This is a genomic window from Streptomyces purpurogeneiscleroticus, assembly GCF_020024005.1.
Classification (GTDB): domain Bacteria; phylum Actinomycetota; class Actinomycetes; order Streptomycetales; family Streptomycetaceae; genus Streptomyces; species Streptomyces purpurogeneiscleroticus.
Genome location: NZ_NHSG01000433.1, coordinates 1 through 25,345, shown reverse-complemented (window position 1 = coordinate 25,345; position 25,345 = coordinate 1). Strand labels below are relative to the sequence as shown.

Annotated in this window: 23 protein-coding genes and 1 pseudogene; 7 read left to right on the top strand and 17 right to left on the bottom strand. The window is 72.1% G+C overall.

Annotation, left to right across the window (positions count from 1 at the left end; all coding sequences use genetic code 11):
• On the bottom strand, positions 1–1,254 hold a 1,254-nt coding region (locus CCS38_RS32120; protein ID WP_223736846.1), incomplete at its 3' end, for an MFS transporter.
• A 61-nt stretch (positions 1,255–1,315) separates the two neighbouring features.
• Between CCS38_RS32120 and CCS38_RS32115 the strand changes: the two genes are divergently transcribed.
• Positions 1,316–2,386: an Lrp/AsnC family transcriptional regulator gene (locus CCS38_RS32115; RefSeq protein WP_223736840.1), complete on the top strand. Its 1,071-nt coding sequence runs from the start codon at positions 1,316–1,318 to the stop codon at positions 2,384–2,386.
• Positions 2,387–2,414: 28 nt separating this feature from the next.
• Here CCS38_RS32115 and CCS38_RS32110 read toward each other — a convergent pair whose 3' ends face one another.
• Positions 2,415–3,986 (bottom strand): SGNH/GDSL hydrolase family protein, encoded by a 1,572-nt coding sequence (locus tag CCS38_RS32110; protein WP_223736839.1) that lies wholly within the window; start codon positions 3,984–3,986, stop codon positions 2,415–2,417.
• 79 nt (positions 3,987–4,065) lie between these two features.
• Entirely contained in the window at positions 4,066–5,532 is a 1,467-nt protein-coding gene (locus CCS38_RS32105) for a sugar porter family MFS transporter (RefSeq protein WP_223736838.1), read from the bottom strand.
• Positions 5,533–5,874: 342 nt separating this feature from the next.
• Between CCS38_RS32105 and CCS38_RS32100 the strand changes: the two genes are divergently transcribed.
• The gene (locus tag CCS38_RS32100; RefSeq protein ID WP_223736837.1) at positions 5,875–6,894 is read left to right on the top strand and encodes a DUF5954 family protein; all 1,020 of its coding nucleotides are present in this window, start codon (positions 5,875–5,877) and stop codon (positions 6,892–6,894) included.
• A gap of 48 nt (positions 6,895–6,942) precedes the next feature.
• Here CCS38_RS32100 and CCS38_RS32095 read toward each other — a convergent pair whose 3' ends face one another.
• Positions 6,943–7,632, bottom strand: coding sequence for a FadR/GntR family transcriptional regulator (locus CCS38_RS32095; RefSeq protein WP_223736836.1), 690 nt, complete (start codon positions 7,630–7,632; stop codon positions 6,943–6,945).
• A gap of 270 nt (positions 7,633–7,902) precedes the next feature.
• On the opposite strand from CCS38_RS32095, the gene leuA reads away from it, so the two are divergent.
• Together leuA and CCS38_RS32085 are read left to right on the top strand one after the other, a co-directional pair.
• Positions 7,903–9,708, top strand: a complete 1,806-nt coding sequence (gene leuA / locus CCS38_RS32090; protein ID WP_223736835.1) for a 2-isopropylmalate synthase — start codon at positions 7,903–7,905, stop codon at positions 9,706–9,708.
• A pseudogene (locus tag CCS38_RS32085) lies at positions 9,591–10,844 on the top strand (MFS transporter); the annotation flags it as partial. The gene leuA and the pseudogene CCS38_RS32085, both read left to right, overlap by 118 nt.
• A gap of 36 nt (positions 10,845–10,880) precedes the next feature.
• Here CCS38_RS32085 and CCS38_RS32080 read toward each other — a convergent pair.
• From CCS38_RS32080 to CCS38_RS32035, 10 genes are all read right to left on the bottom strand, one after another.
• Entirely contained in the window at positions 10,881–11,813 is a 933-nt protein-coding gene (locus CCS38_RS32080) for an EamA family transporter (protein ID WP_372457182.1), read from the bottom strand.
• 103 nt (positions 11,814–11,916) lie between these two features.
• Positions 11,917–12,957 carry a class I SAM-dependent methyltransferase gene (locus CCS38_RS32075; RefSeq protein WP_223736844.1) on the bottom strand — a complete coding sequence of 347 codons (1,041 nt, stop codon included), beginning with the start codon at positions 12,955–12,957 and terminating at the stop codon, positions 11,917–11,919.
• A gap of 117 nt (positions 12,958–13,074) precedes the next feature.
• Entirely contained in the window at positions 13,075–14,148 is a 1,074-nt protein-coding gene (locus CCS38_RS32070) for an NAD(P)/FAD-dependent oxidoreductase (RefSeq protein ID WP_223736843.1), read from the bottom strand.
• Positions 14,149–14,219: 71 nt separating this feature from the next.
• Positions 14,220–14,726, bottom strand: coding sequence for an isoprenylcysteine carboxyl methyltransferase family protein (locus CCS38_RS32065; protein WP_223736842.1), 507 nt, complete (start codon positions 14,724–14,726; stop codon positions 14,220–14,222).
• A 49-nt stretch (positions 14,727–14,775) separates the two neighbouring features.
• Positions 14,776–16,065, bottom strand: a complete 1,290-nt coding sequence (locus CCS38_RS32060; protein WP_223736834.1) for a beta-ketoacyl-[acyl-carrier-protein] synthase family protein — start codon at positions 16,063–16,065, stop codon at positions 14,776–14,778.
• On the bottom strand, positions 16,052–16,372 hold the full coding sequence (locus tag CCS38_RS32055) for an acyl carrier protein (protein ID WP_223736833.1): 321 nt from the start codon (positions 16,370–16,372) through the stop codon (positions 16,052–16,054). Before CCS38_RS32055 ends, CCS38_RS32060 begins: the two co-directional genes overlap by 14 nt.
• Before the next feature lie 60 nt (positions 16,373–16,432).
• Positions 16,433–17,686 (bottom strand): type III polyketide synthase, encoded by a 1,254-nt coding sequence (locus CCS38_RS32050; RefSeq protein WP_223736832.1) that lies wholly within the window; start codon positions 17,684–17,686, stop codon positions 16,433–16,435.
• A gap of 241 nt (positions 17,687–17,927) precedes the next feature.
• Complete coding sequence (locus CCS38_RS32045) at positions 17,928–19,085, bottom strand: YncE family protein (RefSeq protein ID WP_223736831.1); 1,158 nt, start codon at positions 19,083–19,085, stop codon at positions 17,928–17,930.
• A gap of 65 nt (positions 19,086–19,150) precedes the next feature.
• Entirely contained in the window at positions 19,151–19,747 is a 597-nt protein-coding gene (locus tag CCS38_RS32040; RefSeq protein ID WP_223736830.1) for an ankyrin repeat domain-containing protein, read from the bottom strand.
• 146 nt (positions 19,748–19,893) lie between these two features.
• Positions 19,894–20,469, bottom strand: coding sequence for a GlcG/HbpS family heme-binding protein (locus tag CCS38_RS32035; RefSeq protein ID WP_223736829.1), 576 nt, complete (start codon positions 20,467–20,469; stop codon positions 19,894–19,896).
• 381 nt (positions 20,470–20,850) lie between these two features.
• Between CCS38_RS32035 and CCS38_RS32030 the strand changes: the two genes are divergently transcribed.
• A complete protein-coding gene (locus CCS38_RS32030) occupies positions 20,851–22,140 on the top strand; it encodes a sensor histidine kinase (protein WP_223736841.1) in 1,290 nt (429 codons plus the stop codon).
• Positions 22,137–22,814 carry a response regulator gene (locus tag CCS38_RS32025; RefSeq protein ID WP_223736828.1) on the top strand — a complete coding sequence of 226 codons (678 nt, stop codon included), beginning with the start codon at positions 22,137–22,139 and terminating at the stop codon, positions 22,812–22,814. The genes CCS38_RS32030 and CCS38_RS32025 overlap by 4 nt, the downstream gene beginning before the upstream one ends.
• Before the next feature lie 123 nt (positions 22,815–22,937).
• On the opposite strand, the gene CCS38_RS32020 is transcribed toward CCS38_RS32025, so the two are convergent.
• From CCS38_RS32020 to CCS38_RS32010, 3 genes are read right to left on the bottom strand one after another with little or no spacing between them, the layout of a single operon-like run.
• A complete protein-coding gene (locus CCS38_RS32020) occupies positions 22,938–23,516 on the bottom strand; it encodes a TetR/AcrR family transcriptional regulator (protein ID WP_223736827.1) in 579 nt (192 codons plus the stop codon).
• A gap of 15 nt (positions 23,517–23,531) precedes the next feature.
• Complete coding sequence (locus tag CCS38_RS32015; RefSeq protein WP_223736826.1) at positions 23,532–24,896, bottom strand: amidase; 1,365 nt, start codon at positions 24,894–24,896, stop codon at positions 23,532–23,534.
• Between the two features lie 5 nt (positions 24,897–24,901).
• Positions 24,902–25,120, bottom strand: a complete 219-nt coding sequence (locus CCS38_RS32010; RefSeq protein WP_223736825.1) for a hypothetical protein — start codon at positions 25,118–25,120, stop codon at positions 24,902–24,904.
• 18 nt (positions 25,121–25,138) lie between these two features.
• Between CCS38_RS32010 and CCS38_RS32005 the strand changes: the two genes are divergently transcribed.
• Positions 25,139–25,345 (top strand): hypothetical protein (locus tag CCS38_RS32005; protein ID WP_223736824.1); only part of this gene is annotated, 207 nt, incomplete at its 3' end.

The window sequence follows — 25,345 nt, the reverse complement described above, 5'->3', positions numbered from 1 at the left end:
GTGGGGTGCGGGGTGGGCGGACGCGCGGTCGCCGGTCTGCCGGCCGGGCGCATGCGCGCCGCCGAACCCGGCCAGGAAGCGCGGCGTCGTCTGCGGCACTCGCAGCGAGACGAGGATCGCGAGCACCGGCCCGGCGATGAGCATCGTGAAGGCCGCTTCGTACGAGAAGTGGTCGACCACCGTGCCGAAGACGGTGGGGGTCAGAATGCCGGACAGCTGGCCGCCGAACAGGATGATCCCGGAGGCGACCCCGCTCAGCCCGGGCGGCAGGCTGCGCAGCGGTACGGAGAAGCAGGGCAGATAGCACAGGCCCGCGGCGCCGCTGAGCAGTGTGCCGCAGAGGACGAACTGCGGGATGGAGGCGGTACGGGGCAGCAGGAACAGCAGTACGGCGACGGCCAGCATGGCGGGCACGATGATGCGGCGCGGCCGGCCCTCGAAGCGGTCCGACAGCTTGCCGCCGAGCACGGCGCCGGCCGCGGCCAGTACGGTCGGGCCGAGGGTGACCAGCCCAGCGGAGCCGACGTGCAGGCCGCGCTCCTCGATGAGGTACGAGCCGCTCCAGGAGTTCAGGCCCCAGATCACCACGTCGTAGGCGAAGAACAGCAGCGCGAAACCCCAGATGGCGGGCGAGCGCAGCACCGCCCGCGCCGCGCCCTTCGTGCGCGGGGCATCGGCCCCGGTGTCGGCCTCGGGCAGCGGCGCCGGCATCCAGCGCCGTACGGCGACGAGGACCAGCAGGCCCAGCAGGCAGACGGTCAGGAACATGGCGCGCCAGTCCCACAGGGACAGCAGCACCGACGCGAGGACGGAGGCCAGCAGGCCGCCGACCGCGTTGGAACTCTGCAGCCAGCCGGTCGCCGTCATGCGCTGGGCGGGGATGCTGCGCCGGCTCAGCGCGTTCAGTGCCGCGCCGGGGAACAGCCCCTGCGCCGCACCGAAGAGGCAGCGGATGACCAGGAGGGCGGCGAACGACCAGGCCACGGCGGTCAGTCCGGTGAAGAGCGACCACAGGACCAGCGCGAGGGAAGCCATCCGTACGCCGCCGAAACGGTCCGCCAGCAGGCCGCCGGGGATCTGGAAGAGCGCGTAGGTGAGGAAGAACGCGGAGACGATCATTCCGCGCGCACCGTGCGACAGGCCGAACGTCTCGCCCATCGACGGCAGCGCGAGATTGATGACGAGGCGGTCGATGTAGTCGACGGTCCAGGCGGCGAAGAGCAGTACCACCGTGATCCGGGTGGTTCTGTGCATCTGCACGGCATGATCCTCCTGCTCTACCGGGTGGGCGGGGGGTTCGGCCACAATGCACGCCATGGCGTTTCCCGTGGTCCCCACGCCGGTATCCGGCGCAGCGCCCCGCCGTCCGCCGGAATCCGCCGCGCTGAGCGAGACGGACCTGGCGCTCGTCGAGGCGCTGCAGGTCGCGCCGCGGGCCCCGTGGACCCGTATCGCGGCGGCCGTCGGCGTCGACGCCACGACCGCGGCCCGGCGCTGGAACTGGCTGACCGGGCAGGGGCTGGCCTGGATGACCGCGTACGCGTCGCTGCCGGGGATGCCCGTCGCGTACATCGACGTCGCCTGCCGGCCGGAGCGGCTGCTCGCCGTCAGCGCGCGGCTCAGCGCGTCACCGCACGTCTTCAGCATCGAGCGGACGGCCGGGGCGCATCAGCTGCTGCTGTACGTCATCACCCGCGACCTGGCGGGCATGGACGCGTTCGTGACCGGTTTCCTGGGACGGCTGGACGGTATTTCGGCGGTACGGGTGAGCCTTCAGGCGCGTACGTACCGCGAGGGCAGCGGATGGCTGCTGCACGCGCTGGACAGCGACCAGCGGCGGACGCTCGGGCCGCGGGACGGGGCGGGGCCGCAGCGCGCGCCTGCGCTGGGCGAGGCCGACACCCGGCTGCTGCGGGCGCTGGGCGAGGACGGCCGGCGGGCCTACGCGGATCTGGCTCGGGAGTGCGCGATGAGCGAGACCACCGTGCGGCGGCGGCTGGCGCGCCTGCTGCACCACCCGGAGGTGCACTTCCGCTGCGACGTGGCGCAGCGGGCGGCGGGCTGGCCGGTCATCGCGACGTACCGGCTCGACGTACCGGCCGACCTGCTGGACAGCACCGGCCTGGCGCTGGCCGCCTTCCGGGAGACCCGGCTGTGCGTTGCGGTGACCGGCGCCGCCAACCTGTTGTTCTCCGCCTGGATACGGTCGACCGCGGAGTGCCACGCGCTGGAGACCCGCATCCGGCGCCGCTTCCCCCACCTCCGGGTCGGGGAACGGGAACTGACGCTGCATACGCTCAAGCGGATGGGGCGGCTGCTGGACGCGGAGGGGCGGGCGGTCGGGCACGTGCCCTTGCGGGCGCCGGGCCCGACCGGCCCGCGGTGAGCGTCACGTACCGAAGGGCAGTGAGCGGTCACGTACCGAAGGGCAGCACCCGCCGGAAGAGGTCCAGTGCCTCGTCCGCCCACCCGATCACCTTCAGCGTCGGGGTCAGATTCCCCGGCGGCCGGTTGATCAGGGTGTCGCGGCGGATGAGCCGGTCGAAGTCCACCAGGACCGGGTCGGGGCGTGGCGTGGTCCCGTCGGGGTGCCGGAACTCGACGCCCGCCCGTCGCATGATGTTGATCGTCTCCTGGGCAACGATCCCGTACGCGACGGTGGTCGGATGGACGCCGTCCAGCGAGAACAGGCCGCCGTCGATCCGCCGGTTCCCGTCACTGGCGAGGAAGTGGGTGTTGGGCGGCGGGTTGAGGGCCTGCAGCTCCGGCGGCAACGGGTACGGCTGCCACCAGTCGGGGCGGGCGAGCGGGTCCTCCAGGTAACGGCGTGCGGCGAGCCGGTCGAGAAGGCCCGCGGTGTCCAGCACGTACCAGTCCCTGCCCGCCTCCCTGGCCTGCCGCACTTCCGCGGTGATCGCGTCGTTGTACTGGTCGATGGCGTGGTCGATGTCGCGCGCCTGGTCGCCGGTGATGTGCGGGTCGTTGCGCGGGTTGAAGGCGCGGTCGCTGATCCAGGGGCGGGTGTAGTACGGGAAGTAGGCGGAGCCCGGCTCGGTCTTGCCGCCGACGCCGCGCGCGAGCGGCGCGACGGTGACATGCGGCACGGTGCACCAGATGACGTGCCGCGCCTTGATCTCCCGGACCTCTCGGACGACCTCCCGCAGCTCGGCGGCGAAGTGCTCGGGCCGCCAGACGGTGAAGGCGCCCTTGCGGTTCAGGTCGTCGTAGCCCTCCTCGCTCCAGACGACGCGCAGGTCCGTCACCGTCTGCAGTGCGTTGTTGGATCCCAGGAACACGACCAGCGTCTCGATGCCGTGTTCCGGGTCCATGCCGTCCGTGTCCCCGGTCTCCTCGCCGAGCGCCTTGGCCGCGCCGAGCTGCGACAGGGCGCCGGCCTCCGGCGGTTCGGTGGGCAGGACGCGCAGCGCGGCGCGCTCCCCGGCGTCCTGCACGACCTGGTACACCAGGTCGTCCTTGGGCTTCGAGATGCGCGCGCGGCAGACGTCGGCCGACTTCTCCAGCGCGTCCCGCAGGTCCCAGCCGAACGCCCCGAGGTTGTGGTTGACGGCCCGGGTCCTCGGCACCGCCGTGCCGGGCCCGCGCTCCCAGTAGTCCTCCACCCGGTCCATGAAGCCGCGGACCCGGAAGAGCGCGGGTGCCACCTCCCACCAGTCCACGTCCCGGCCGTGGCGTGCTTCCAGGTCGCGCAGCAGCAGTTCGATGTTGAGCGGGAGCCCTCCGTATCCGTTGTAGGACGGGTAACGGAACGAGGTGCTCCACCCCATTTCGTGGGCGATGATCGCGGGGAAGGACAGGTCGGTATGGAAGATCGACCCGCTCTGGAACCCCTGGGTGAGCGAATCCCCGATGGCGACCAGCCGGTGCCGCGGCTGCCCCTGCCACTCACGTGCGGGTGTCTCGATGTCCAGGGTGGGATCGGTGACCGGTACTCGCGTGCCGTGCTGCCGTCGTCCGGAATCGTTCATGCTCTCCCCTGACTGACGTACTGAGCCCTCAACCGACTTACTGGGCCCCTCACATGACAGCGCAAGTTGCCGCCGGAGGCTACGGGGCCTTCGTGCGTCCGGCGGTTTCCCGCCGGTACGTCTCGCCCGTCATGGATTCCAGTTCCCGCTGCTTGGTCTCGGGGACCTTCCGCTGCACGAAGAAGAAGGACGCGAAGGCGAAGAAGGCGAAGGCGCCGTAGAGCCAGGAGAGGCCGACCTTGGTGGTCATCGGCTCGAAGGAGAAGGTGACGAGGAAGTTGAAGATCCAGTTCGAGGCGGTACCGATCGCCAGCGCCATCGCCCGCATCCGGTTGGGGAACATCTCGGCGAGCATGACCCACATGACCGGGCCCCAGGAGAGCGCGAAGAAGACCACGAAGGCGTTGGCACCGATGAGCGCCAGCGGCCCGTACGGGCCGGGCAGTGTCACGTTCTCGCCGCTGCCTTGCTGCTGCGAGAAGGCGACCGCGGTGAGCAGCAGCGCCACGAACATGCCGGCGGAGCCGATGGAGAGCAGCCGGCGGCGCCCGACCCGGTCCACGAACAGCATGGCGACCACGGTCATCACCACATTGATCCCGGCGGTGATCACCGACGTGGTGAACGAGTCGGACTCGCTGAACCCCACCGACTTCCACAGCGTGGTGGAGTAGTAGAAAATCGCGTTGATGCCCACGAGCTGCTGGAACGCGGCCATCACGATGCCGACCCAGACCAGCGGCTGGAGCCCCATCCGGGGGCCGCGGATGTCCTTGAAGCTGCTCCGGTGCTCCTTGTGCAGGGTCTCCCGGATCTCCTGTACTTTCCGCTCCGGGTCGGCGATGCCGGTCACCCGCTGCAGCACGCCGGCGGCCTTCTCGTACTGCCCCTTGAGCACCAGGTAGCGCGGGGACTCCGGGATCAGCATCGCCAGTACGCCGTACACCAGCGCCGGGAGCACACCCACCAGGAACATCCAGCGCCAGGCCGGCATGTTCAGCCACAGTTCCTCCGACGCACCCCCCGCGGCTGCGGCCAGGCCCTTGTTGGAGCTGAGGACCACCAGCTGCCCGATGGTGATCGCCAGCTGCTGGAGCGAACCCAGCGCGCCGCGCCCGCTCGCCGGCGCCACCTCCGAGATGTAGGCGGGCGCGATCACGGACGCGATGCCGATCCCGAGCCCGCCGATCACGCGCCAGAGCATCAGATCCGGTACCGAGAAGGCGAAGGCCGAGCCCGCCGAGCTGATGAAGAACATCGCCGCGCCGAGGATCATGACGTTCCGCCGCCCCCACCCGTCGGCCAGCCGCCCCGCGTACCAGGCTCCGACGGCGCAGCCCAGCAGCGCGATGGAGACGACGAAGCCGGAGAGGAAGGCGTTGAGCTCGAAGTGCGAGCTCAGGGAGTCCACCGCGCCATTGATGACGGAGGAGTCGAAGCCGAAGAGGAAACCGCCGACCGCGGCAGCGATGGAGATACCGACGGCCTTGCCGTGGTGGCCGGAGCTGGTGCTGGACGGCTGTGGTCCGGAGGCCGTTCGGGCCATGAGCGGGTGTCACCTTTTCCAGAGTCGACGCGGTCCGTTGTGCTGGATTACCAGGAGTACTCAGGAGCGCCCAAGAGTGCTCAGGAGTACCAGGGGCATTGTTGAGCAGCGTGCCGGTCCGGCCGTGGAGGAACCGCCGCAACTCGCGCCCCCGGCACCACCGACTACCCCGATGGCCCGGCACCGGAGCCGATCGGGTGACGGCCGGCCGAACGGTCCGCGGCCGGGCGCGGACCGTTGAAACCCCGACAGCACCCGCAAACACGTACGACCCCCGCCACTCCTGGGTCATCTCGCAGAGCACGGCCGATCCGCCTCTTGGCGGCAGCACACAATGTGTGCATGAAAGAGGACTGGAAGCAGCAGATCGACCGGCTCCACGCTGATCTGGTGCGCCGGGACGACCCGGTGGCCTGGGTGAACGAGGCCGATGCCGTCCAGGCGTCCTGCCGCTATCCGCATATCGCCGTCCGCGGGGCGCTGTTCGGTATCGCCACCCAGGACTCCGCGTCCGGTACCGGCTGGCGGTTGCAGGGGCCGATGGCGGACGGCTCGCCCCAGCAGGCCAGGGACGGGCTCAACTCGAAGCTGTGGTTCAGGGCCCTGGAAGACACCGACGACCCGGCCGTACGCCGCGAGCTGCTGAAGGCGGTGGCCGTCCTCGAGCGCGAGCGGGCCGACGAGTTGGAGGTACTGGGCGTGCGCTACCGGGTGGTGCGCGCCGATGAGTTCGCCCGGAGCGGCGAGGACGGGCTGGAGCCGCCGCGGCCCACGGACCCCGAGCCCGCCGACCGCTCCTGGACCGGCCGCCACGATCCGCCCTCCCGCGATACCGGCCACGTCCTCGACCCCGGCCGCGCGGACGGCCTGATGGCCGGTGCCCTGAAACTGGGCCTGCGGGCCTTCGCGTACGCCGGTGCCAGGTACCCCGCCGACGTGCGCAGGGACTCCGAGCGGGCGGCGGCCACGCACCCGGACATCGCCCTGCTGCCCGTCGGCTTCGGCATCGCCGAACGCGTCGGGAAGGGCTGGCGGCCGTGCGGTTCGCTCATGCCGACCCCGCACGACGCGCGGCGGCTCCTGCACAACGCGCTGACCGACATCTGGCCGCGGCTCTACGAGCTCGGCGCGGCTGAGCGGGCGCGCTATGCGCGAGCCGCCGAGCGGTTCCAGGCCGCCGGGCGGGACAATGAACTACGGGCGGGCGACCGGCTGTTCCGCATCTGCCGCATCGAGCGGCTGGTCAGGTGGGGGCCGGACGGGCCGGAACCGCCCCGCCCCTCGGACCAGGCCCATGACTACGCGCCGATGAAGATCCATCCCACCATGGACGAGGACGGAACCGTTCATCACGACCGCTGATCGGCCGGTGATCGACCGATGATCGGCCTCTGATCGCCCCCGTGGCGTTCAGAGGCGGTGGAGGCGCGCGAGGGTCTCTTCCAACTCGGCCTGGAGGGCGTGGACCGCGGCATCGCCGTCGCCGCGCTCGACGGCCTGTACCAAGGCGGCGTGCGCCTCGTCCCCGTGGTTCGGCTCGTCCGCGCGCAGGCCGAGCATGTCCAGCAGGTCGATCAGCCCGTTGCGCAGCGCGGGGACGAATTCCGCGAACAGGTCGCTGAGTACGGGATTGTGGGCGCCGGCGACGACCGCGGCGTGCAGCGCGATGTCCGCGTCCACAAAGGCCGCGTCCGCGCCGGCAGCGGCGGCACGGCGGGCGTCCAGCGCCGCCCGCAGGGCGCTGAGGTCCGCTTCCGTACGGCGCTCCGCCGCCAGGCGCGCGGCCTGCACCTCGACGAGCATGCGGACCTCGTAGACATCGGTCACCGCGGCGCGGCGCAGCCGGGTCGGCCAGTCCTCGTCCGGCTCCGTGGCGATGACGAAGACGCCGGCCCCCTGCCGCGCCTCCAGCAGGCCGGCCCCGGCCAGCGCGCGCAACGCTTCGCGCACGGTGGAGCGGCCCACGCCGAGTGTCTTGGCCAGGGCCGTTTCGGCGGGCAGCTTCGTGCCGACCGGCCACTGCCCTTCGGTGATCTGGTCGCGCAGGTGCTGGGCAGCCTGTTCGACCAGGGGGCTGCGGCGGAGGGCACCGAGCGGCATACCCGCCACCACCTCTCAGGTTGTCCGACAGAAGTTCCCGGTCAGCTTACTCGTCGACCGCATACAGGCACCTGACCAGTCCGGAATGCACTCGGCACGCACACCTCAGGTTGTCTGAGGAGTTGTTTGCGGCTAGCGTACCGGGCATGTCGCTGCGCGAGCTTCTTCTTCTCGGCCGCCGCTGCGGGGCCTGATCCGACCGGCACCCCGCAGCGGGGTTCCAGGCTGCGCCGGTCATCGGAGATGACCGAAAGAGAGAAGTCCCGCCACATGACTCCCCGCGAAACCACGGAATTCCCCACGCTGCGCACCCCGTCCGGCGCTGTCCCCCTCGACGCGCCCGCGTGGAACCGGCAGCGGCCGAGCGCGATGCCGCAGCACCGCTATCAGCCCGTGCACGACCGGGTCGCGCTGCCCCTGACGGACCGCACCTGGCCGTCCCGTCGCATCGAGCGGGCTCCGCTGTGGGTACCGGTCGACCTGCGCGACGGCAATCAGGCGCTCGCCGAGCCGATGGACACCGCGCGCAAGCGCCGGATGTTCGACCTGCTGGTCGCCATGGGGTACAAGGAGATCGAGGTCGGCTACCCCTCCGCGAGCCAGACCGACTTCGACTTCGTACGCCACCTGGCCACCAGTGACGCCGTGCCCGAGGACGTGACCGTCTCCGTCTTCACGGCGGCCCGTCACGACCTCATCGACCGGACCATCGCCTCGATCGAAGGTCTCCCGCGCACCGTCGTGCACCTCTACACGGCCACCGCGCCCACGTGGCGCGACGTCGTACTGGGGCGGTCCCGCGCCGAGGTGCACGCGCTGATCCGGGACGCCGCCACCCATCTGATGCGGCGCGCGGGGGAACAGCCGGGCGCCGACATCCGGTTCGAGTTCTCCCCCGAGGTCTTCAACCTCACGGAGCCGGACTTCGTGCTGGAGGTCTGCAACGGCCTGACCGAGCTGTGGGACGCCTGCGCGGACCGGCCGGTGATCCACAATCTGCCGGCGACGGTGGAGGTGGCGACCCCCAACGTGTACGCGGACCAGATCGAGTACATGGACCGCCACCTGGCACGGCGCGCTGCGGTGATCCTGTCCGTCCATCCGCACAACGACCGCGGCACCGGCGTGGCCTGCGCGGAGCTCGCCGTCCTGGCCGGCGCGCAGCGCGTCGAGGGCTGTCTGTTCGGCAACGGCGAGCGGACCGGCAACGTCGACCTCGTCACCCTGGCCCTGAACCTGTATGCGCAGGGCGTGAATCCAATGGTCGACTTCTCCGACATCGACGCCGTACGCGAGACGGTGGAGCACTGCACCCGGCTGCCGGTCCACCCGCGCCACCCCTACGGCGGCGAGCTGGTGCACACCGCCTTCTCCGGTACGCACCAGGACGCCATCGCCAAGGGCCTCGCCCACCACGCCAAGCAGGCGGCCGAGTGGGGCCTGCCCGTGGAGGAGGCCCCGTGGGCGGTGCCGTATCTGCCCATCGATCCGGGAGACATCGGCCGTACGTACGAGGAGGTCATCCGCATCAACTCTCAGTCCGGCAAGGGCGGTGTGGCCCACCTGCTGCACACCCACCACGGGCTGGACCTGCCCGCGACGATGCGCCCGGACTTCTCCCGCACGGTGCAGCGGACCACGGACGCGGACGGCCGGGAGCTGTCGCACAAGGATCTGTGGGATCTCTTTTACGCGACCTACATTGCCCCGGGGGAGGGCGGCCCGGTCGGACTTGTCTCCTGGAGTACGGCTGACAGCGGGTCGGGCGAGCACCACTTCTCCTGCGTGCTCCGCATCGACGAGGAAGGGCAGGAGCGGCACTGCCAGGGCACCGGTAACGGTCCACTGGCGGCATTCACCGACGCTCTCGGGACGGCCGGGTTCGCGGTCGACATCATCCAGTACACCGAACACGGCACCACGACGGGTCCGGGCAGCCATGCCATCGCTTACGCCGAGTGCCGCGTCAACGGCGTCACCTGCTGGGGCGCCGGCTGGGACACCTCCCTGCTGACCGCCTCGGTGCGGGCCGTCGCGGCCGCCGTCAACCGCGCCGAGGGCGGGGCTGCCCGGTGAAGAAGGGACAACTCGGCTTTCTGGCCGGTACGCACCTGGTCAACGACCTCTACCAGGGCGCGATCCCCGCGATGCTGCCCTTCCTGATGTCGCAGCGGCACTACAGCTATGCCGCGGTCTCCGGCCTGGCCTTCGCGGCGAGCGGCATCTCCAGCCTGTTCCAGCCGGTGTTCGGCGTGCTCTCCGACCGCAGGTCACGGCCGTGGCTGGTGCCGGCCGGATTCAGCACGGCCGCGCTGGGCGTGGCCGCCGCGGGGCTCTCCGGGAGCTATCTGCTCACCTGGCTGTGCGTGGCGCTGGCGGGGATCGGTATCGCGGCCTACCACCCACCCGCGACCAGCCAGGCCCGGGCCGCCGGCGGATCGTCGCAGCGGGCCATGAGCGTCTTCTCCGTCGGCGGGACGATCGGCGGTGCCCTCGCTCCGGCGCTGGTCACCCTCGTCATCGGCGCCGCGGGCTTCTCCGGGAGCTTCCTGCTGGCGGTCCCCGCCCTGGTCATGGCCGTACTGTGGGTCCTCCGGGGCCCCTGGCTGCGGTGGCGGGGGCACACCGCGGCAGCCCCGCCGGCCGGCGCAACGGCCGGGCTGGGAGCGGCCGTTCCGGGGGCGGACGGCGCCGAGCGGGCGGACGACTGGCGCTCCTTCGCCCGCCTGGTGGCCGTCATCGTCGGCTGGTCCATCCCCTATGTCACGGTCACCGCGATGGTGTCGCTGCACGCCCAGCGGGACTTGGACCAGTCGGCGGCGGCCGGTGCCGCCGTGCTCACCACATACACCGCGGCCGGTGCGGTCGGCACGCTGCTGGGCGGCTGGGTCGGTGACCGGTACGGCCGCAAGACCTCGCTGCGGGCCGGCTACCTCGTGGCGCTCCCCGCTCTGGCGGGTATCGCCTTCGCCCCGGCGTTCCCCGTACTGGTGCTGAGTACCGCGGTGTTCGGCGTGGCGATGTTCCTGCCGTTCGCCGCGCACGTCACGCTCGCCCAGGACTATCTGCCGCACCGCCCCGGCACGGCCAGCGGGCTGACCCTGGGATTGGCGATGGCGGCGGGCGGCCTCTGCTCCCCCGCATTCGGGTGGCTCGCCGATACGAGTGGACTGCCGACCGTATTCCATGTACTGCTCGCGGTATTCGTCGTACCCGTCGTCATGGCCGTCCGGCTTCCCGACCGTGCTTCACGGGAGGGCCTCCTCCCCGGCGCGCCCCGCGCGGCGTCCGTTCCCCGCGAGGAGGGCGCACGCGTTGGCGGCGACGACGGCTCCGATACCGGCTCCCTCCGTCCAGCCCAGGTGCTGGTCGAGGAGCAGCAGCCCGACCACGGCGGCCAGTACGGGATTGACGCTCATGAAGAGGCCGAACAGCTGGGCCGGTACCCGGCGGAGGGTGAGGAGGTCCGCGAGATACGGCACGGCTGAGGAGAGGACGCCGGCGACCACGGCGTAGACCACCGCCCCTGCGGTCGGCGGCTGCCGTACGGCGATGACGAGTCCGACCGGCAGGAACATCAGGGCGGAGAGTCCGGCGGCGGCCGCCGATCCCTGCGCACCGGGGATGCGGCGGCCGACCGTACGGTTGAGCAGGATGTACGACGCCCAGCAGGCGGCGGCCAGCAGTCCGAGGCCCATCCCGAGATAGTCGGCGGACGGGCGCGGGCGCATCAGGACGACGACACCCGCCACCGCGACCAGCGCGCAGCACGCGTCCACGCGGCGCCGCGAGGCGGCCAGGGCTATGGTCACCGGCCCGAGGAACTCCAGGGTCACGGCCAGCCCGAGGCCGATGCGGTCGATGGCGCTGTACAGGGACAGGTTCATCGTCCCGAACACCACCGCCAGCAGCAGGACCGGCCACCACTGCCGCCAGGTGAAGGCGCGCAGCCGGGGCCGGCCGACGGCCAACAGGACGAGCGCGGCGACGTACTGGCGCACCGCGACGACACCGACCGGGCCCAGCACAGGGAAGGCGAGCGAACCGACCGCGGCACCGACCTGATTGGACAGGCCACTGGCGGCCATCGTGACCACTCCGGCCAGGCGCCCGCCGCGTGGGTCCGGAGCGAGCGCAGCGGAGCTGACGGAGGTGACGGGGGTGACGGGGGCTGCGTGCATGTGCCGATCGTGGGGGAGACCGCTGCTTCCGCATAATGCATGGCTGCTCTGATCTATACGCTGAGCGTATGGATGGAGGAGGCAGAACGGGGCAGATCCGTCATCAGGTGGCCGTGGCCACATAGAGGGACTGCGCCGGGATGCGGTGCAGCCGGGTTCGCTGCGGCGGGGCGAAACCGGCGTCGCGCAGCCACTCGGTGAGCTGTCCGGGACTGTAGACGGAAGCCCCCGAGGTGAGGTGGAAAAGCAGGCCGAGGCAGCTCGCCGCGGCGTCGGGGCGGTGCTGCCGGCCGGAGTCGCCGAAGAGGTCGAGGACGGCGATGACACCACCCGGCCGCAGCGCCGCGTGGATCCGGCGGAACACCGCGGTGATCTCGGGCGGCTGGAGATGGTGGATGAGGTTCAGGCAGAGCGCCACGTCGTAGCCGCTACCGAAGTCGGCGCTGCGGGCGTCGCCCTCCCGGTGCTCGACCAGGTGACCGTAGCCCGCCGTGCGGATGATGTCCCTGCCGACGGCCGCGCTGCCCGGGAGATCGACCACCGTGGCGCGCAGCCCGGGGTACCGGCGGCACAGCTGCGCCGCGAACCAGCCGTGCCCGCCGCCGACGTCCAGTACCCGGCGGGCGCCGTCGGGCACGGGGAGCGCCGCCGCCAGTTCCGGCGCGCTGAACCGCGCCAGCTCGTACTGGCCCATGATGTACTCCCGCCAGTACGGGTCGTCCGCCGCCGCGGTGTGGTGGTCGACGACCGGGCCGCCGCGGGCCACGTCCGGCAGGCTCGCCCACCAGTGCCAGTAGTCCTGGTGGCCGGCGACGAAATGGGCGACGGACCTGGGGGACGCCGACAGGAGCCAGCGACGGGCCCGTCCGGTCGGTACGTAGCGGCCGCGCCGTCTGCGCAGGTAGCCGAGGGCCTCGATGCCGTTCAGGAGGAGTTGGGTGGTGTCGGGGCGCAGGGAGAGCCGGGAGGCCAGTTCCTCGGCCGTGGCGGGCCGTCGGGCGAGTTCTTCGAACAGGCCCAGCCGTACGCCGGCGATGAGCGCGCCCGACAGCGCCATGCCGGCCAGCGACTCGAAGGCGGGCACGGGGGCCAGACGGGTGCGCAGCGCGACGCGCTCCCGCCACGTCTCACCACGGACGACCATGCGCACGGGCGGATCTCCTTTCTCGCTGGGCCAGTTGGTCGGCCGCTCTCGTCGGGCCGGTTGACCGGCTGCTCTCATTGGGCGAGTTCGTGGCGCCCGCGCCCGGGTCGGCTGCTCTCATTGGGCGAGTTGATCGACGGCTCGTCGGAAGGCGCCGGGCGCGGCGGCACAGCAGGGCAGCAGCAGTCCGCGCACGGGGGCGACGGCGGTCGCCATGACCAGTCCCCGGGTGAGCAGCCGGTACCGCCGGGTGAGCCGGCGCCAGCGCCGCTCGTAGCCGCCGGGCGCCCCGGCCAGCAGGGCATCGACGGCGGCCCGCGCCTGGGCGACGGCCAGGCTGACGCCCTCACCGGTCAGCGCGTCCTCGTATCCCGCGGCGTCGCCGACCAGCAGGACGCGGCCCTGCACGCGCCGTTGGGGGCGCTGGCACAACGGCCCCGCACCGCGTACCGCCGAAGCCGCCGGGGCTCCGGCGAGCCGCTCGGCCAGCTCCGGGAAGGAGCGCAGCAGCGCCGTGTAGGTGTCGGGGGCCTGAGGCGCGTGCGCGGGCGGTGTCAGCGCCCGCCGGTACAGTACGGCGACACCCACCTGGTCCGGGCCGACGGGCGTCACGTACGCCTCCGCGTGCTGCCCCCAGGTGACCTCCACGGCGTCGGTCCACGGGGCGAGCTGCCAGTGACGGCGCAGTCCGAAGCGCGCGGGGGCGCCGCGCCGGACGGGAATGCCCAGGTGGCGGCGGACGGGCGAGTGCAGGCCGTCGGCCGCGATCAGCCACCGCGCCCGCACGCCCGCGGCCGTGACGCCGGAGGCGTCCTGCGCGACTTGGGTGACGCGCGCGGGGCTCCACTGCGCGCCGGCCTCCTTGGCGGCCCGTACCAACGCGGTGTGCAGTTCGGTGCGTCGTACGCCCAGGCCGGAACCGGCGCTGAAGGACGCCCTGACGCGCCGGCCCGCGAGGTCGGCGTACTCGATACCGGAGAACGCCATGCCGACGGGGCGTACGCCCAGCTCCGCGAGCCCGCGCACGCCGCCCGGCATGATGCCCTCGCCGCACGCCTTGTCCACCGGGGCGGTGCGGGGCTCACACACGAGTACGGAGAACCCGGCGCGCGCCGCGTACACAGCGCTGGCCAGCCCCGCCGGTCCGCCCCCGGCGACGAGCACGTCCGTGTCGTATCCGGTACGGGGAATCCTGTTGTATCCGGTGCCGGGGACGCTGTTGTATGCGGTACTGGGAACGCTGTATTCAGTATGGGGAATGCTCACGAGGCCGGTTCCAGCGCCGCGTTCTCCACCCGCAGCCGGACGGCGAGTACGAGGGCGTTGGCGAGCGTGAACAGCAGCGCGGTGAGCCAGGCCGTGTGCACGAGCGGCAGCGCCGCCCCCTCCAGCGCCACCACGAGGTAGTTGGGGTGCCGCAGCCGGCGGTACGGGCCGCGCTCCACCAGCGGCAGTCCGGGCACGACGATCACCCGGGTGTTCCAGCGCGGGCCGAGGGAGCGCACACACCACCAGCGCACCACCTGCGTCGCCACCACAATGCCGAGCGCCGGCCAGCCGACCGCCGGGACGAACGGGCGGTGCGCGAGGGCGACCTCCGCCCACATACCGATCAGCAGCCCGGTGTGCACGGCGACCATCGCCGGATAGTGTCCGCTGCCGTGCTCGACACCGCCCCGCTCCCGGGCCCAGCGGGTATGGCGTACCGATACCAGCAGCTCCGCCAGCCGTTCGAGGGCAACGGCCAGCAGCAGCACGGCACACCACACCGGCACGGAGGGGAACGCCGTCGACGCCGTCAACGCCGTCACGACGAGGTCAGCCTGCGGTGAAGACAAGAACGGCATTCTGCCCTCCAAAGCCAAACGATGAGGTCAGCGCGGCGTCCATCGGCACGGGACGCGGGCGTCCGGCGACCACATCCAGGTCCAGGGCCGGATCGGGATGTACGAGGTTCGCGGTCGGCGGCACGGTCTGCTCCTGCAGGGACAGCACCGTGGCCGCCGCTTCGATCGCTCCCGAGGCACCCAGGACGTGGCCGGTGACGCTCTTGGCCGCGGTGACGGGCGGCGGCTCGCCGAAGACCCGCCGCAGTACCGCCGTTTCGACGGCGTCGCCCACCACGGTCGCCGTGCCGTGTGCGTTCACGTGGTGGATGTCGCCCGGAGCGCAACCGGCGTCGGCCAGCGCGCTGCGCACCGCCTGTTCGGCGCCGCGCCCCTCCGGATGCGGGGCCGTCGCGTGGTGGGCGTCCGCGGACGCGCCGTAGCCGCGCAGGAGTGCCCGGACGGGGGCGCACCGCGCACGGGCGTGCGCACCGGATTCCAGTACGAGGACGGCGGCCCCCTCCCCCAGTACGAAGCCGTCGCGCGTGGCGTCGAAGGGCCTGCAGGAGGGCTCGCAGGGGGGCCTGCAGGAGGGCTCGCAGGACGGGTCACCGTGGTCGGCGCCGTCTGTACCGATGGCACCTTCCGTACCGCCCCGCGAGAGCACCCCCAGCTGTCCGAAACCGGCGACGGCCATGGGGGCCAGGCCCGACTCGGTCCCTCCGGTGAGCACCACGTCGCAGGTTCCCGAGCGGACCAGATCGCGTGCGACGCCGATCGCGGTGGCCCCCGAGGCGCAGGCGCTGCTGGTGACGAAGTTGGGGCCGCGGCAGCCGAGGTGGATCGCCACCTCTCCGGCGGCCATGTTGGGGACGCTGCGGGGCAGGGCGTACGGGGAGATCTTCGTGGGGCGGCCCGCTGCCAGCCGGTGGAACTCCGGCGCGTAACGCTCCAGGCTGTTGCTGCCCACGCCGAGGACCACGCCCACCCGCTCGGGTACCCATGAGCCCGGGTCGAGCTTGGCGTCCAGTACCGCCTGCTGCGCCGCGGACAGGCCGAGTTGGGTGAAGCGGTCCAGCCGTCTGCTCAGCCGGCCGCCCAGTTCCCGTTCGGGGTCGAAGTGGTCGGCCCGGCAGGAGAACGTGTGCGGGAGGGCGACGAGCGCGGGGTCGGGCCGGGCCGTCGGCCGTCCGGCGCACAGCGTGCGCCAGAACTCTCCGGCGCCCGTGCCCGCGGCGGTCACCAGCCCCAGACCGGTTACCGCGACGTCATCCGCGCGCATGGGGCACACCCGCGTCGGCCTCGCCCGGGCCCTCGCCCGGGGCCCGGGCGGCCGTCACGCTGAGCGTTTCGAGGACGCGGGCCGCCTCGGCCAGTGTGGTGTCACGGTCCACCCCCGGCAGTTCGGGCGGCAGATCGAGGCCGGTGTCGTTCTCGATCGCCACGATCAGCTCGACCAGCGCGAGCGAATCGATGTCCAGTTCCCGGAAGGTCCGCTCGGGCAGCAGTTCCTCGGGCGGCAGCGCGGTCTGCTCGGCAATGTGGGCCACCAGGCATTCGTGCAGGTCCGGACCGGATACGGAGGACATGAGCAGCTCCTTTGCATGATTGTCGTGAGCCCGCCGGATTGTCGTGCCCCCAAATCGCCGTCACCAGCGCAGCAGCACCAGTTCGCTCGCGAACCCCGGGCCCATCGCGGTGAGCAGGCCCCAGCTCCCGGCCGGCGGCGGTGCGGCCATCGTGCGGCGCAGTACGTCGAGTACGGAGGCGGAGGAGAGGTTGCCGAGGCCGGCCAGCGAGTCACGGGTGTGCGCCAGCGCATCGGGCGGCAGGCCGAACGCGCGCTCCACCGCCTGGATGACCTTCGGCCCGCCCGGATGGCAGATCCAGGTCGTGAGGGATTCCGGCGTCAGGCCGTGATCGTCGAGGAAACCGTGTACGTCCTTGGGCAGTTGCTCCTCCGCGACCGTGGCCACGTCCGGCGACAGCACGATGCCGAATCCGTGCGCACCGATGTGCCAGCCCATCACGTCCTCGCTGTCCGGATAGAGACGGCTCCGAGTCGCCACGATCTCGGGACCCGACAGCCCGACAGGGCCGGGCAGCTCCTCGATACTGAGCAGATCCTCGGCGCTCGGCAGGCCCTCGGTACTCGGGAAATCCGCGGAACTCGGCAAACCCTCGGTACTCGGAGGACCCGCGGCACTCGACAGGCCCGCGAGGCTCGACAGGCCCGCGGCCCGGCGCTCCCCCACCGCCACCACCGCTGCGGCACCGTCGCCGAACAGGCTCAGCGCCACCAAGTTGGCCGTCGACGCGTCGGTCCGCTGCACGGCCAGGGAACACAGCTCCACGGAGAGCAGCACGGCCACCTGGTCCGGGAAGCCCCGCAAGTAGTCGTGCATCCGGGCCACGCCCGCCGCGCCGGCCGCGCAGCCCAGGCCGAACAGCGGGATCCGTTTGACGTCCGCGCGCAGCCCGAGCCGCTGCACGAGCCGCGCCTCCAGAGAAGGAACGGCGAGGCCGGTCACCGTGGTACTGATCACCACGTCGACTTCCTCGGGAAGGATGCCGGCGGTCTCCAGGGCCCCGCGCAGCGCCCGTTCACCGAGGTCGAGGGCGGTGGTCCGCCAGACCTCGTTCGCCGCGGTGAAGCCGTCCAGCTTCCGGTACTCCTCCAACGGCAGGGCCATGTGCCGGGTGCGGACACCCGCGTTCGCGGAGATCTTCTCGAGCACCTGGCGCGCCGGCCGGTCGTGCGCGAGACACGCCTCCGCGAAGGCCGAGGTGATCTCCTCCTGCCGGTAGCGGTACGGCGGTGTGACCACCTCCGCCGCGAGGACCGCCGGGCCCGAGCCGGGCCGGCGCGGCCTCGTGGGAACAGAGCCGGAAGGTGGGCGCATGACCTGGCCTCTGCTGTCGGTGACGGCGGCGCACTCACCCTAGGCCACGCAAAAGCCGCATTTGATGGCAATTCACCGTGTCACCCCGATAGTGCTTTTATCGGGTGGGTGCGAGGCCCGGCGGCCACGGGGATCGCCCGAAGACCGCCCGGAGGTCGCCCGGAGACCGCCCGGAGACCGCCCGGAGACCGCTCGGAGGTCGCCCGGGGATCACCCGGAGGCCGCTCGGAGATCGCTGCGGTCACAGGACCGCGATGCCCAGTGGCCGTTCCCCCGCCGCGAGGCGCCGGGTCTTTCCGGAGTCCAGGTCCACCACCGTGATGCCGTTCCAGTAGCCGTCACGCGTGAAGCCGCCCGTGACGTATGCAGTATGGAGATCACGGGATACCGCGATGTCCTCGTGGGGGCCGTCCAGCGGGATCACTTTCTCCCGGCCCTTCGGGTCGCGCACGGTCAGCGAAGGACCCTCGTCCTGGGCCGGGTCGATCGGGCCCGTGCCGACGGCGAGCAGTGTGCCGTCGCGGGTGATCGTGGCGCCGTGCTGGTGGGTGTTGGCGGTCATCGTCTCGATGCGGGACCGGCCCGTCTTCGGGTCGAGGACGACCAGCCGCTCCCCCTCGAACGGCAGCAGCAGCTTTCCGTCCGACGGGCGCACGGCGGCGTAGTGCGGCTTGAGCCAGGAGCCGAGGCCGCCTTCGGTGCCGTACGGGGCGACCTCGATGCGCCGGGTACGGAGCGAGCCGGTCGCGACGACGGTCACGTCGAACGAGTCGTGGTCCGTGGCGTACACCTCCCGCCCGTCACGCGAGACGTCCACATCGAACGGCCGGCGGCCCACCTCCGCGACGCCCGAGACCTTCAGGGTGCGGGTGTCGACGGCTTCGACGGTGCCCTTGCCACCGGGCCGGTTGACGCCGACGTACACACGCCGGCCGTCGGGGGCGAGGGCGATCCCCATGCCGCCGCCGCGGTACTCGCCGTATGTCGCATCCCCTGTACCGTCCGTCGTATACGGGATACGGGCGATCCGCTCGCGCTTTCCGGTGTCGACGACCGCGACGCCTTCCGCGGTGGCGATCCAGGCCCGGCCGTCGTCGCCGACGACGAGCCCGTACGGGGCGGTGCCGACCCGCACGGAGTCGAACGCGCCCCGGTCGGGGTCGATGAACGTGACGGTGTCGGCGCCGAAGTCGGCGACGAGGAGAGTGCCGTCAGGGGTACGGCCGGAGGGGGCGGGGGCCTTCTTCGCCTTGGGGGTCTTTGTAGAACTCGCCCTGGGCGGAGGGGAGTTGTCGCTCCCCTGAGGCGCGCACCCCGCGACGAGCACGAGGGACGTGGCGAGCCCAAGGCCGAGCGCGAGCGGCGTCCCGAGCGGCGCGGCCGGCGCGTTCCGCCTCACCGCACGCCTCACCCCGCGCCTCACACTCCTCACCGCACGCTTCACCGCACGCTTCACCGCACGCCTCACCGTACGGCCCTCAGCAGACCGGCGATCTCGGTGAAGCCGCGCCGCTCGGCGTGTTCGAGCGCGGTGACGCCGTCGGCGTCCGGCAGCCGCGAGCCGGCCCCGGCGGTGATCAGCAGGTCGACGATCTCCTGGTGGGCGCGGCCGCCGTCGCCGAGGATGACGGCCTCCAGCAGGGCGGTCCAGCCGAGCTGGTTCACATGGTCCACGTCGATGTCGGTCGAGCGGAGCACGGCACGGACGTAGTCCACGTGACCGCGCTCGCACGCCGGGATGAGCGAGATACCGCCGAATCGGTTCGTCACCTTCAGGTCGGGCCTCGCCGGAAGCAGCGTACGCATCATGGCGACGCTGCCGGTGACGCCGGTGACCAGCCAGGGGCTGTCGCGCCGGTCGTCCTGGGCGTTGGGGTCGGCACCGGCGGCGACCAGTACTTCCGCCGCGGCCACATGGTCGCCGAGCGCGGCCAGCAGCAAGGGGGTACGCCGGTGCTCGTCGCGGACATCGACCGCGGCGCCCCCGTCGAGGGCGGCGCGCACGGCGTCGACGGCACCGTTCGCCGCTGCTTCCAGCAGCTCGCGGTCGAGCGCGTTCATGGGGGTACTCCTCGAGTTCCAGGGAAGGCGTGCGCAGATGCGTGCACGCAGCACGGACGTGGTCGTCGCCATCTTTGTACGCACCGCGATGCCGATCCCCGCCCTCAGCGCAGCGCGAACGCGCGGTGCCGTCGACATGTCGATGATTACTCGCCGGGCTTCGCGAGCTCGGCGACGCCGGCCCGGGCGAACTTCTCGTCCAGGTCACCGGACGGGGCACCGGCGACACCGATACCGGCGATCGGCGCGCCCTTGGCGCTGACCGGGGCACCGCCGGCGAGGAACAGGGTGCCGGGGATGTCCTTCAGCGTCGGGGCGCTCTCCAGGCGCTTGACCAGCTCGGAGGTCGGGGCGTTCCAGGAGACGGCGGTGTACGCCTTCTTCACGGCCGACTCGTAGGACTGCGGCCCGGCGCCGTCGCCGCGCAGCTCGACGATGGTGTTGCCGTTGCGGTCCACGACGGCGACGGAGACGCGCTGGTTCTCCTTCTTCGCCGCGTCCAGGGCGGCCTGGGCGGCGTCGGTGGCGGCCGCGACGGTCAGGTGGGTGGACTGCATGAGGGCGTCGTTCCGCGCGTCGGCCTTGACGGCCGCCGGAGCGGCCGGGGCCGCGGAGGACGCGTTCGCCGACCAGGCGCCGACGCCGCCGAGGACGAGGGCCGCGGCGAGGGCACCGCCGCTGACGACGCGGGCGCGCTTCGAGACCTTCTTGACGTGCTTCATGGGGGCCAACTCCAGGGATTCTCGGGTTCTCGGGGCCGGTTCGTAGGGTGTTCGTGCCGTCCGGCTCTGAGATCAATCCTGGGTCCCTATCCCCTTGCTCCCCGTCGGTGTACCGGCTGCATACGGCGCGCGGGTCGGTGGACAACGGGGTCAACCGATCGGATGACCCCGGCCCCGCCCGGACGGGGAACAATGGAAGTGTTTGCCCAGTTCAGAGGGTGCGGACACGAGCCCGGGGCGGATGCAGGTCCGGGACGGACACGGCCCGGGACGGACACGGGACCGGGACGGACACGGACCGGGACGGACAGGGGCCCGGGGCGGCCGGAAGGACGGTACTGAGTGCACGCAAGCGGGCAGCCGCAATCGCTGCCGCCATCCCTGCCGCAGCCGCAGCCGCAGCCGCAGTCACGGCCACAGCCGCGCGACGGCGATCCGGACGCCCGTCGGCTGGCGGCCGTCATACACGTGACCTTCTTCGTGCTGCTCGGCTCGTCCATGGCCCGGTTCATCCAGCGGCACGGCGGCGAGGCGCACGCGCCCTGGGTGATCGCGCTGGCGGTGGTACTGGCCGTGCTGTACGTGGCGGGGCTGTACGTGACCGGGCCCGGCCGGGGCGCCCCGGCCGGGCCCCCGCTGCCGCCCGGCACCAGGGTCGCCCGGCCGCCGGCCCGCCGCCTGGTGTGGCTGGGGGCGGTCGTCCTGGTGTGGGCGGTCCTGGTGGTGCTCGCCCCGAGCTTCGCCTGGGTCGCGGTGCCCCTCTTCTACGCGGCGCTGCGCACCCTGCCGCCGCAGGCCGCATACGTCCTGGTCGCCGTCCTCACCGTCTTCGTGATCAGCGCGCAGCTCACCCTGGCCCGCCGCTTCGACCTGGACCTGGTGATCGGCCCGGCCGCCGTCGCCACCTTCGCCACCGCGATCTTCATGTACATGCAGCGGCAGGCTGCCCGGCAGCGCGCCCTGATCGACGACCTGGTCCGCACACGCCGCGAACTGGCCGCCACCGAGCGCCGCGAAGGCACCCTCGCCGAACGCCAGCGCCTCTCCATGGAGATCCACGACTCGCTCGCCCAGGGCCTGTCCAGCCAGCGGATGCTGCTCCAGGCCGCCGAACGCACCTGGGACGCCGACCCGGCCAAGGCCCGCGGCCATGTCCGTACCGCCGCGTCGATCGCCGAGCACAACCTCACCGAAGCCCGCCGCTTCGTCCACGACCTGGCCCCCGCCGACCTCGCCGAAGGCGGCCTTCCCGAAGCGCTGCACGCCCTCGCGGCCCGAGAGGGCGACGACCGCCTCGCGGTCCGCGTCCACATCGACGATCCCACCGGCGCCCCGCTGCCCGACCTGGTGCAGTCGGGCCTGCTCCGGATCGCGCAGGGCGCGCTGGCCAACGTACGCGAACACGCCGGCGCGACCACCGCCGCGCTCACCCTCACCACCCTCGACGACCAGGTCGTCCTGGACGTCGCCGACAACGGCCGCGGCTTCGACCCGGTAACCCTCCCCGACGCGCCCACCGGCGTACGCGGCCACGGCATCCCGGCGATCCGCGCCCGGGTCCGCCAGCTCGGCGGCACCCTCACCATCGAGTCGGCCCCCGGCGAGGGGGCCGTCCTGACCGCCGCGATTCCTCTGGAGCGGCCCTCGCTTCCCCTGGAGCAGCCACAGTGACCACGCCCCCGACCCCCGCCACACCGGCCGCGCCCACGACCCCGGAACGACCGCCCGTACGGATCCTGCTCTGCGACGACCACGTGGTCGTACGGGCCGGTCTGCTGGCCCTGCTGGACAGCGCCCCGGACATCGAGGTCGTCGGGGAGGCGGGCACCGGCGAGGAGGTCCTCGCCCTCGCCGCGAAGCTCCACCCCGACGTCGTCCTCATGGACCTCCAGCTCGGCGCCGGCATCGACGGCGTGGAAGCCACCCGCCGCCTCACCGCCACGGACCGGGCCCCCCACGTGCTGGTCCTGACCACGTACGACACGGACGCGGACATCACCCGCGCCATCGAAGCGGGCGCGACCGGCTACCTCCTGAAGGCCGAACGCCCCGAGGAACTCTTCGCCGCGATCCACGCCGCGGCCCAGGGACGCACTGCCCTCTCGCCCCCGGTGGCCAGCCGCGTCATGGCCAACATGCGCAAACCGCGCCCCACCCTCACGGACCGCGAACGCGACATCCTCACCCAGCTCGCCCAGGGCCTGGGCAACCGCGACATCGCCAAGGCCCTGTTCATCAGCGAGGCCACGGTAAAAACCCACCTGGGCCGCATCTACGCCAAACTCGGCGTCGACACCCGAGCCGGCGCGGTATCGGTAGCAAAGGAACAGCGCTTGCTGCCGTGACCGGGGACCGCTTCCTCGGCATCAGCCCACTCTCGACATCAGCGCGCTCTCGACATCAGGCGGCTCTCGGCATCAGCCGACTCTCGGCATCAGCCGACTCTCGGCGTAAGCCCGCTCCCGGTGTCAGCCCGCTTCCACAGCCGGGAAGCGGGTGAGAACGGTATGGGCCAGTTCTCGGGCGTACTCGGCGTCCAGCAGGCCCGGGCGGAAGAGTATGCGGTACATCATCGGCGCCACCAGATGGTCGAGGACCGTGTCCACGTCGGGCGCCGGCTCGCCCCGCTCGGCGGCACGGTCGAGGAGCACGGCGACCTGCTCGACGGCGTACGCCGAGCACTGCCCCGCGTTACCGCCCTCCCGGTCGCCGGCGAGCGCGTCCTGGATGTAAGCGCGGCCGGCCGCCGACGACATCTCCTCCAGCCACTCCGCCGCCCACGTCTCCAGATCCGTGGTCAGGCTGCCGCGATCGGCGGGCGGCCCCTCCGGGCGCAGCCGCTCCACCGCCACGTCTGACAGCAGTTCCTGCAGGTCTCCCCAACGCCGGTAGATCGTCGAGGGGGTGACCTCGGCACGCGCCGCGATCAGCGGCACCGTCAGCCCCGCACGCCCCACCTCGGCTTCCAGCTCGCGTACGGCCCGGTGCACCGACTCCTGAACGCGTGCGCTGCGCCCGCCCGGACGGCTCCTCGGCTTTGCTCCCATCCCCCTAGGTTAACGCTACTTCTTTGCTACAAGCCGGGCGTCCACCTCCGCCCGCGGCGCGGGCCCGAACTCCCGCTCGTACGCACCCGCCACGCCCAGCAGCGCCGCCTCACCGTACGGCCGCCCGATCAGCTGCATACCGATCGGCAATCCGTCCAGGTCGAGCCCCACCGGCAGCGACAGCGCGGGCAGTCCGGTGATGTTCGCGGGCGCGCAGAGACGTACATACGCGTCGGCCACCGCCTCCACCGTCCCGTCCGGCCAGCCGAACACCTCCTGCCCTGCCTGCGCGGCGGTCGCCGGTACGGTCGGCGCCGCTATCAGGTCCACCTGCCCCAACAGCGCTTCCCATTCCCGCCGCATCAGCGTGCGGGCCCGCTGAGCACGTATGTGGTCGACCGCAGGCAGCAGCGCGCCCGCCTCCAGCAACACCCGTACGTCGTCCCCGTACAGCTCGGGTGCGTCGCCCAGCTGCGCGGCGTGGTACGCGGTCGCCTCGGGCACCATCAGCCCCCACTGGACCGCCTGGACGTACCGGTGCAGCGGGATCTGCACGTCCACAAGGCGGGCCCCGAGGTCGGCCATACGGTCCAGGGCGGTCCGCACGGCGGCTTCCACCTGCGGATCGACGCGGTCGAAGAAGTAATCGGAGGGGACCCCCACCCGGACGCCCTCCAGCCCACCGCCACCCGCGCCGCGCTCGGCGATGGCCTCCAGTACCAACCCGGCGTCCCGCACCGTACGCGTGATCGGGCCGACGTGGTCCAGCGACCAGGACAGTGCCGCCACTCCCTCGCGCGGCACCAATCCGTATGTCGGCTTCAGACCGACAGTGCCGGTCAACGCGGCGGGCACCCGGATCGAGCCCCCCGTGTCCGTCCCCAGCGCGAACGTCGCCGACCCCGCGGCCACCGCGGCCGCCGACCCGCCGCTGGAACCTCCCGGCACCCGGTCCGGCGCCCACGGATTGCGCGTCTGCGGTGTCGTCAGTCCGTAGGCGAACTCATGCGTGTGCGCCTTGCCCACCAGCACCGCACCCGCCCGCTTCAGCCGCGCGGTGACGGCCGCGTCCCGGTCCGGTATCCGGCCGGCGCGGACGGCCGAACCGGACGCGGTCACCACGCCCGCGGTGTCGATGAGGTCCTTGAGCGCCATGGGAACGCCGTGCAGCGGACCGCGGCGCCGCCCGGCGGCGATCTCCCTCTCCGCGGCGGCGGCCTGCTCGCGTGCCGAGTCCGCCGTGACGGCCGCGTAGGCGTTCACCAGCGGCTCGGTCGCTTCCATACGCGCCAGGACGGATTCGGTGAGTTCCACCGGAGACAGGTGCCCGGCGCCGATCGCGTCGGCCGCCTCGGCAAGAGAGAGCTCGTAGGGCTGCACGGCCGTCACCGCTCGTCGGCGCGGTAGGAGGGGGCGGGCGGGACGTCCGCCAGGTCGAGCTCCCGGAGGCGGCTGACCACGGTCAGGATGTGATCGGCGGTGGCGGCCACGACCGAATGCCGGTCACCGCGCAGCGGAACCCCGGCTCGCTCGGCCGCCGCCGCGGCGCTCTGCGGCGTATGGCCAGGAAGGGACGGAAGGGGATGAGGGGGAGTCAGGGACATGGCTGGTCCGTGTCTTTCGTGAGTGGTCGCAACTTCGACAGTGGTCGCGACTACGGCAGTGGTCGCGACTACGGCGGTGGTCGTGATGACGACGGTAGGCCACCACAGCCGCTAACGCAATATATTTGCTTTAAGAGCTTCACTCCCCTATCTTTAACGCAACATCTGCGCTTTAAGATTCCCGACTCCTCCACCCGCCACGCACTCCGCATCCCGCACCCCGCA